Source organism: Sulfurirhabdus autotrophica (genome assembly GCF_004346685.1).
Lineage (GTDB): Bacteria > Pseudomonadota > Gammaproteobacteria > Burkholderiales > SMCO01 > Sulfurirhabdus > Sulfurirhabdus autotrophica.
Window position 1 is genome coordinate 76,469 of record NZ_SMCO01000015.1, and the last position, 8,325, is coordinate 84,793.

The 8,325-nt window shown below is 41.8% G+C and carries 8 protein-coding genes; all 8 read left to right on the forward strand.

All coding sequences use genetic code 11. The features are described from left to right. The first annotated feature begins 8 nt into the window (after positions 1–8). The 8 genes from EDC63_RS13655 to EDC63_RS13690 all read left to right on the forward strand — a co-directional run bounded on the left by EDC63_RS13655 (position 9) and on the right by EDC63_RS13690 (position 8,249). Complete coding sequence (locus EDC63_RS13655) at positions 9–1,400, forward strand: hypothetical protein (RefSeq protein ID WP_124947223.1); 1,392 nt, start codon at positions 9–11, stop codon at positions 1,398–1,400. Continuing rightward, on the forward strand, positions 1,393–2,346 hold the full coding sequence (locus EDC63_RS13660) for a glycosyltransferase family 2 protein (RefSeq protein ID WP_165922999.1): 954 nt from the start codon (positions 1,393–1,395) through the stop codon (positions 2,344–2,346). Before EDC63_RS13655 ends, EDC63_RS13660 begins: the two co-directional genes overlap by 8 nt. A gap of 9 nt (positions 2,347–2,355) precedes the next feature. Further along, entirely contained in the window at positions 2,356–3,495 is a 1,140-nt protein-coding gene (locus EDC63_RS13665) for a glycosyltransferase family 4 protein (protein WP_124947225.1), read from the forward strand. After that, positions 3,495–4,640 (forward strand): glycosyltransferase family 4 protein, encoded by a 1,146-nt coding sequence (locus EDC63_RS13670; protein ID WP_124947226.1) that lies wholly within the window; start codon positions 3,495–3,497, stop codon positions 4,638–4,640. The genes EDC63_RS13665 and EDC63_RS13670 overlap by 1 nt, the downstream gene beginning before the upstream one ends. Positions 4,641–4,711: 71 nt before the next feature. Next, on the forward strand, positions 4,712–5,812 hold the full coding sequence (locus EDC63_RS13675) for a glycosyltransferase family 4 protein (RefSeq protein WP_124947227.1): 1,101 nt from the start codon (positions 4,712–4,714) through the stop codon (positions 5,810–5,812). Between the two features lie 25 nt (positions 5,813–5,837). Then, a complete protein-coding gene (locus tag EDC63_RS13680; RefSeq protein ID WP_124947228.1) occupies positions 5,838–6,572 on the forward strand; it encodes a WecB/TagA/CpsF family glycosyltransferase in 735 nt (244 codons plus the stop codon). After that, positions 6,572–7,684 carry a glycoside hydrolase family 10 protein gene (locus EDC63_RS13685; RefSeq protein WP_124947229.1) on the forward strand — a complete coding sequence of 371 codons (1,113 nt, stop codon included), beginning with the start codon at positions 6,572–6,574 and terminating at the stop codon, positions 7,682–7,684. The genes EDC63_RS13680 and EDC63_RS13685 overlap by 1 nt, the downstream gene beginning before the upstream one ends. 49 nt (positions 7,685–7,733) lie before the next feature. Next, a complete protein-coding gene (locus tag EDC63_RS13690; RefSeq protein ID WP_124947230.1) occupies positions 7,734–8,249 on the forward strand; it encodes an archaeosortase/exosortase family protein in 516 nt (171 codons plus the stop codon). The last annotated feature ends 76 nt before the right edge of the window (positions 8,250–8,325 follow it).

Consider the following 8,325-nt stretch of genomic DNA (forward strand, 5'->3'; position numbering starts at 1 on the left):
ACACAAAAATGAATCAGGCTGTACAAGCAGACGGAATGGTGTTGAAAGGAGATGCATTTCAGGCTACCCGAATGCCTGCTCCAAGTTTGCTATTGTTCATGATGTTGGCAGTAATTTTTGTCTTATTTAATACTGTATTTCAGACTTTTTCTTTGCCATCCGTTCCTCTGGTGGGCGGAGCGAATATGTTTATTCAGGATTTACTGTTGTGGCTTTTAGTCTTTTTTGGGATGTTTGCCAAACTAAATAATAGCAAGACGTCTGTGGGATCAAGTCTAAGTAAATTTGTTGCTTTTTTTATGATAATTATTGTAGCTGAAGTGCTTTACGCTGTTGTTGCATTCGATAGGCCTTTGTTTAGGGTATATAACGACAGTAAGGATTTTTATTACTATATGTTGTTTTTTCCTGTGATTTGGTGTTTTGGTAACGATAAAGGGATAAGTTGGATCATAAAACTCTGGGCAGTGTTGGCTTTTTTTGGCGCGTTGCTTTTTCTATACCAGTTTTTTTTCGGGGAATTGGATATATTTCAGAAATATACATGGCTGTATAGCAGTTCTCTTGATGTCAGCACGGGCGGCACAGGCACGGCTACACTGGATTATAAGCGATTGTTATCTCAAGGTACGGTACTGTTCAGAATTATGCTTTTTGTGGCTTTTTGCATGTGGCTATTTCCCACCGGGCGCAATCGTCAGTGGTGGGGATGGCTGGCTTTGATTCTGGCGTTGCAGGTATTGTTGCAATTTACCCGTGGCATGTACGTAACAACACTTTTGGCATTGTTGCTGATGCCATTGTTGATAAGTGAAAGTGCAGCTAAGGCTAAAATTCGTAATATTCTCGTATTGAGTGTTATTGTTATTACGCTCGCCATTGCGTACAAAGCAATATATGCAACCACGAGTAGTAATTATGGATTGTTTGAATTTATTGGCGAACGGTTTTTTCGTGGTGTGACTGAAGCGGGGCAGGATTCAAGCCTGAAAGGTCGTGTAGATAGTGCGGAATACCTGTTTAGCAAAATGGACGGAAACTGGTTATTTGGTCTGGGGTTCGGTAGCGGTTTGGTTTATGGCGACAGTACAATTGTTAGTCTCTTAGTGAAAACTGGTTTAGTTGGCACAGTGGCATTCTTTGTAATGTTCATTCAAGCTTGCCTAAATGCTTTGAGGCGTTTTCGTTTCATTGATAATCCAGTTCAAAAGGCTCTAATGCTAGCCCTTTTAGTTAGTACTATGCGTCACTTAGTTAATGGCATTACCCAATCAGATTTTGCACTGGATACGCGAATTGCAGCATTAATTGTAAGCGTAGCGATGATGGAAATAATTGGGATAAGAGCGCTTGCTGCACGTAAAGCTAATTCTATTCAGAATGAGCAAAAGCATGACTAAATCTCAAGAAAGCATCAACGATCCTAGCCTTGGTGTTGTGGTACTCAACTGGAATGGCAAGTCTGATACGTTAGCTTGTTTGTCATCACTGTTCCAATGTACTTATAGGCATTTTTATGTCTATGTTGTAGATAATGCTTCATCAGATGGTAGTGTTGAAGCAATACGTGAACAATTTGGCGATAAACATAATTTAACCGTGCTGGAAAGTGGTGGGAATCTGGGGTTTTCTGGTGGAAATAATGTTGGCATGAAGCAAGCAGTTGCTGATGGCATGCGCTATGTTATGCTGTTAAATAATGATACAGAGGTGGATGCCGCTTTTTTGGAGCCACTTGTTAATACGATGGAAAGCGATTCCGGTGTCGGTGTCGTAACCAGCAAGATATATTTTGCCAAACCTTCGAATAAACTTTGGTTTTTTGGTGGATTTATGGATCGCAATACGGGGTTGGGCGGCCCCGTTGGCGGACAGGTGGAAGATGTTGGGCAATTTAATCATCTAGTCGAATGCGATTATGCGACTGGTTGCGCGCTATTGACGAGTGCAGAATTAATTAAAAAAATCGGTGTGCTGGACGACGACTATTTTTATTTGTGTGAAGATGCGGATTTTTGTTTTCGAGTGTCTGATGCAGGGTACAGGGTTGTTGCAGTGCCAGAGTCAATTGTTTGGCATAAAGTAACCGCTTCACTTGCAGGTGGCGAAGAGTCGCCATTTCGTTTGTATTTTCGAGCGCGAAATCAGATGATGCTGGTTGCAAAAAACAAGAAAGATTTTCGCCTGATTAAGCATGGGCTGGGATTGTTTGGGTATCACATGGTTTATCTGGCGCGCCGGGTGGCAAAGGGAATGCCGTGGCGAGGTACATATTATTATATTTGGGGGCTCTGGGATTTTTTACTGGGAAGAAAAGGGAATATTTCTCAGCGCCGATCTAATTGAAGGCTTTAAATGAAAATCACGTTAATTTCATTTCACTTTTCAGAATATACATTTTTATTGGCAAAAGCATTATCGGTAAGGCACGAGGTGCAACTGATCTTAAATCAGAAAAATGCGGAACGTGAGTTGGGAGATCGATTGAATCCTGTTGAAGGGCAACAGTTTGAAATTATTGTGCTTCCGGATTATGGTTTAAAGAATCCATTGATGCTGTTTAATATTTTTAACATAGTTTCCAGGATAAAACGTTTTTCGCCGGATGTTGTACATTGTCAGGAGGCAATTACTGATTACTTGATGGCTGCACTACTTTTACTTCGAAAATACCCGCTAGTGCTTACCATTCATGACCATATTCCTCATTCCGGGATAGATTCACAAGCGAGAAAAAGGATAATTTTTTATCAGCAACGTTTGCGTCATATGCCTGATGTGGTAATTGTTCATGGCGATCGAATAAAAAATGAAAGTGAAAAGTTGCTGCCCTGGTTACAAGACAGAATTGTGGCAATTCCCCATGGGCCGTTAGGTGAGGCTCCAGAGATGCACGATGAGCAGTGGGAAAGTGGTAATTTACTTTTTTTTGGCAGAATTGAGCAATATAAGGGCTTGCGCTATTTTATTGACGCTGTGAAAGTGCTTAATTCAGAAAACGTAGCTGTGAAAGGCGTGATCGCAGGAACTGGTAGAGATCTGGAAAATTATCGGGATGAAATTGAGTCTGACAGTCAATTTGAACTAATTGATCGCTATATTGACGATCAAGAAATTCCAGGGATATTCAATAAGGCAAACGTCGTTGTTTTGCCTTATACCGATGCAACTCAAAGTGGAGTGGTAGCTCTGGCGCTACGCTTTGGAAGACCTATTGTGGCATCCGAAGTGGGTAGTATTGGTGAAGTGGTGAGGGAAGGGTTTAACGGATTATTGGTTCCTCCAAAGGATGTTCCTGCATTAGCAGATGCAATTAAAAAATTGGTAAATAATTCGCAGGTGACTACCTTGATGGCACAAAATGCCAGAGTGCTTGCTTCTACAGAGTTGTCATGGGAGACAATCGCTGAGAAAACTGAAAAAGCATATCAAATAGCCATAGCTAATAAATTGGGGGATGCTGCTTTGCTACAATCAGCAACAGGAAAATATTAATGACTGTAATTGCTAAAAAAATATTGTTTGTGCTGCCATCATTACTCCGTGCAGGGGCGGAGACGCAAGTTATCGATTTGGTAAACAGCCTGGATAGTACAAAATTCAAAAAATATTTACTGACATTTGAAGCTAATCTTGATCAATATGATCGGATTGATCATGACCATGTTAAATTTATTCACCACCCCAGAAGATATAAGTTTGATTTTGGGGTGATTCGTGAAATTGCAAGAATCATTGACGAGGAGCGGATCGATCTTGTGCATTGCTCGTTACAGATTGCTTTGTTTATGAGTCTGATGGGCGTGAAGTTTTCAAAACGTAAGCCGTCTTTGGTGCTTGCGGTGCATACCACAGTCAATGTAAGCAGACATGATGAATGGTTTGATAAGTTTTTTTATCAATGGTTGATGCGTATTTGCAGTAAAGTGATTTTTGTATGTGGCGCTCAAAAAACATACTGGCAATCAAAATATCCATTCTTGAGAAAGCGTTCTCAGGTGATTTACAACGGTGTGGATACTGACTACTTCGCACCTGCTAAATTCCTGGATATTGGTTTGGCATTCAGGGGAACATTAGGCATTCCAGAAGAGGGGCGTGTGATATGTCATATAGCCGGCTTTCGCCCTGAAAAGGGACATACGATTCTTTTAAACGCATTCTCTGAGGTGTTGAAGGCCGTTCCAAATGCATATTTGGTTTTTGCCGGTGATGGGCCTTTAAGGGTTGAAATCACCCATTTGGTACAAGAGATGGGTATTGAAGAAAGAGTGCGGTTTTTAGGGAGTCTTGCAGACGTCCGTCCTGTATTAGCTGCGTCTGACGTTTCAGTCTTGTCCTCAACTGCAGTAGAGACTTTTTCAATTGCCATGCTTGAGTCAATGTCTATGAAGGTTCCCATGGTTGCAACAGATATGGGCGGAACTTCCGAGGCCGTATTGCACGATGAGACAGGGGTGATCGTAGAACCTGGCGATCAAGGGGGGCTGGCAAAAGCATTGGCAAATTTGCTAATTGAAGATAGAAAGCGGATTGCGATGGGGGATGCAGCACGCACTTTGGTGAAAAATAAATTTACCAAGCGAAATATGGTAGAGGAAACAGCCTCTGTTATAGAACAATGTATTTCAATTAACTGAGCAGGAAATGTTTTTTTGCGACTAAATTTGCGGATTTACAGTTCAGTGTATGAAGTGTTGTGGCGTATAGCATGAAACATAAAAAAATCCTCATGATGGGGCCGTCAATTCATTCTCTGGGGGGCGTAGCTTCCGTTGTAGGTGGGTATGTCCAGGCAGGTTTGTTTGACAGATGGCCAATTGTTTATCTTGAAACGCATGTAGAAGGATCAAAATTAAAAAAACTTATTATTGCAATTATTGCGTTATGGAAGTTGTTGCGTATGTTGTTGATGGGAGAAGTAGCTCTTTTACATGTGCATACATCTGATAAAGTCAGTTTTTGGCGTAAGTTTATTTACATTATTTTTGTGATTATGGCGAGGCGCCCGATTGTTTTTCATATGCACGCGGGCACTTTTTTGCAATTTTATAAAGATCATTGTGGCGAGCTGGCTAAAGTATTGGTTCGCTTTGTGCTAAATAGGGCTGCATATGTTGTTGCGCTATCCAGTCAATGGAAAGCGAATCTTTTAAGCATAGTGCCTGATGCTAACGTTGTTTGTATATTTAATTCTGTTACGATTCCACCAGAGCGTACAGTGTTGCCACAGCAAAAACGTCAGCGCGTACTCCTGTTTCTTGGTCGTCTTGGACAAGGAAAGGGCACCTATGATTTGTTAGAAGCGGTTGCAAGGATTCGCAATTTATTTCCTGACGTTGAACTAAGGTGCGGTGGTGATGGCGAGTTGGAAAAAGTAGTTGAACGCGCAAGGGAGTTGGGCCTTGAGGGAAATATTAAGATTTTAGGGTGGGTAAAAGGCGAGCAAAAGCAGCTACAACTTGATGAGGCAGCAATATACGTGCTGCCATCTTATTATGAAGGTTTGCCAATGGGTGTTTTGGAGGCTATGGCTGCTGGGGTGCCTGTAATTACCACGACGGTGGGTGGAATTCCAGATGTTATTGAGACTAGTGTGGATGGTCTATTAATTGAACCGGGTGATGTAGATGCGTTGGCAGTTGCAATTGAAATGCTACTTGGAAACGCTGATTTGAGAACAGCAATGGGTGTGGCAGCAAAAGAAAAGATTGTTGAGCGGTTCAGCGCAGAGCGAGTTTTGCCTCACCTTGAGGAGATATACCTCCAATTAGGCGCTGTGCCTGTAAAATGTTCAATTACTCTGAAGTAGATGGCGGCAAAGGGATGAATAAGTAATGTTCGAACGAATAGAAGTGTTAGGTGTTCCGATCGATCGCGTTAACATGGAGCAGTCAATTGATTGGGTAGATCAAACTATAACGGGCGATAAGCCCGAAGTAATCTACTCGCTTAACTCTGAAATAGTGGTTATGGCACAAAATAACCCACTATTTTTGAACCTTCTGCGTGATGGTGGACTTCTTATACCAGATGGTATTGGCGTGATAGTTGCTGCGAAGTGGCTGGGATTAGGTCTTTTAGAACAGGTTCCCGGTTGTGAATTGATGCCGGCGATTTGTGAAAGTGCGGCTAGGAAAGGTTATAGTATTTTTCTTTTTGGCGCAGCGCCAGATGTGAATGTTAAAGCACAGGAAGTTTTGCGCGAGCGGTTCCCAGGAATTTGTATAGCAGGCGCACGGGATGGCTATGTTAAAGATGAAGAAATGCCGCAGCTTATCAACGAGATAAACTCGTCTGGTGCGCAGGTATTGTTTGTTGCCCTGGGTTGTCCTCGGCAGGAACTGTGGGTAGAGAAATACCTGCCACTACTTAATGTGAAAGTTTGTCAGGTTGTAGGTGGAACTTTCGATGTCATTGCCGGAACGGTGAAGCGTGCGCCTTTAATATTTAGAAAAATGAACTTGGAATGGTTTTATAGGCTGGCATCACAACCTAAGCGGATTTTTAGACAAACGGCTCTAATAAAGTTTGTTTCTCAGGTGGCTCGAAAGAGACTGGGATTGTTTTGATGACAATCAGTAACTTTGTTCGATTAGTTTGCCTTTGTGCTTTTCTGGTATTTACTTTGCCAGCTTGGGCGGAAATTCAGGAAAGTCGTGCAATTTTCGATGAAACATACGGATGGGTGACACCAGAAGGTGCAGAGAAAACATTGGCGCGTATCAAGAACGCGGGTTTTAATGTGTATATTCCGTGTGTATGGCTTGGTAAAGGGACAGCTTGGCCATCTAAACTGGCACCAAAGACCCCAGAATGGCGTGCTAAGTGGAAGCCAGGTTACGACCCACTGGAAAATTTGATTAAGAAAGCGCATGAGGTAGGCATTGAAGTTCACCCATGGTTTGCCGTAATGACCAGGTGGCGAAATTTTTTTCCGGAATATTATGATGCAGGAACGCCTGAACATGCATTTAACGTGCATATCCCTGAGTTTAGGAAGTTTATTGTAGACCTTATGGTGGAGGTCGTTAAAAATTATGACGTAGATGGAATAAATCTTGATGTCATTCGTTCCAGAGGCCTGTGTAAGTCAAAATATTGTGTAGAGGACTACAAAAATAAATATAGCCGGAATTTACTTTTAGATTTAGAAGTGAATGATTTTACTCCTGAAAGATTAAGGGATAAAACCCAGACTTGGGAGTACTTAAAAGATTGGAATCGATCTGCGGTTTCGGACATTGTGTCCAACTTTTCTTTACAAGCCAAAGCGATAAAACCCGGATTGTTGATTAGTGTGGATAGTATCGTCCTTATTCAAGATTTTCGCGTGCAGGGTGCTGATAGTATTGAGTGGAGCAATAATGGTTGGATCGATGTTATTTATAATATGGATTACAAACGCGAGATTGATGTCAGGTTGACTCAAAACGGCCGGAGTAAATTGAAGAAACCAGATAGTCTTGTAGTATTGGTAGGTAATGTGGAGTCAATAAATACCGATTATGCTTATCCGCGAGAACCGCAACTGGTTGCTGATTTGCTAACATTTTCAAAAAATAAATGGGCGGGTGGTAATGGCGTTGCAATGTGGACTTACCAGTTTTTGACGGATGAGCAGATTGAGAGTATCAAAAATGGTCCGTTTAAAGAACCTGCAAAACCATTTTGGAAAAAATAAATTATAGATTAGTGTCATTCTAATCAAAATAAGCAAGGGAGCACAGCACATGAGTGGGAAAACCGTATGGAGAGAGGGGCGCCTGATCTGGGGGGCTTTAGTGATCGTCGGGTTGCTTTTGGGGGTTATTTTCTGGGATGGATTCAATGAGATGGTCAAAGTATGGGGTACGCAGGAAGAGTATAGCTATGGTTATATTATTCCTTTTATTACCTTGTTTTTGATCTGGCAAAAAAAGGATCAGCTCGAATTTCTACCCTTTAAAGGTTCATGGGTTGGGTTTGCTTTTGTTGCTTTAGGGCTCGTATTGTTTTTGGTAGGTAATCTCAGCACGATATTTGTAGTCGTGCAGTATGCCTTTTTGCTGGTTTTGATAGGATTGTTGTTGTCTTTCACAGGGTGGCAGGGAATGCGGCCTATTATTGTGCCTTTGTTGTTTCTTGCTTTTATGATTCCGCTCCCTGTTTTTTTATTCAATAGTTTATCTAGCCAGCTCCAGTTAATTTCTTCTCAGATCGGTGTGTGGGTGATCCGCTTGTTTGGTATTATAGATCCGGCACGATAAAGTTTGAACTTTTTGATTCGCCGTTGTCTTAAACGCATGGATAAAGAAGACGCAAGAAATCAAACACTGGAGCAGT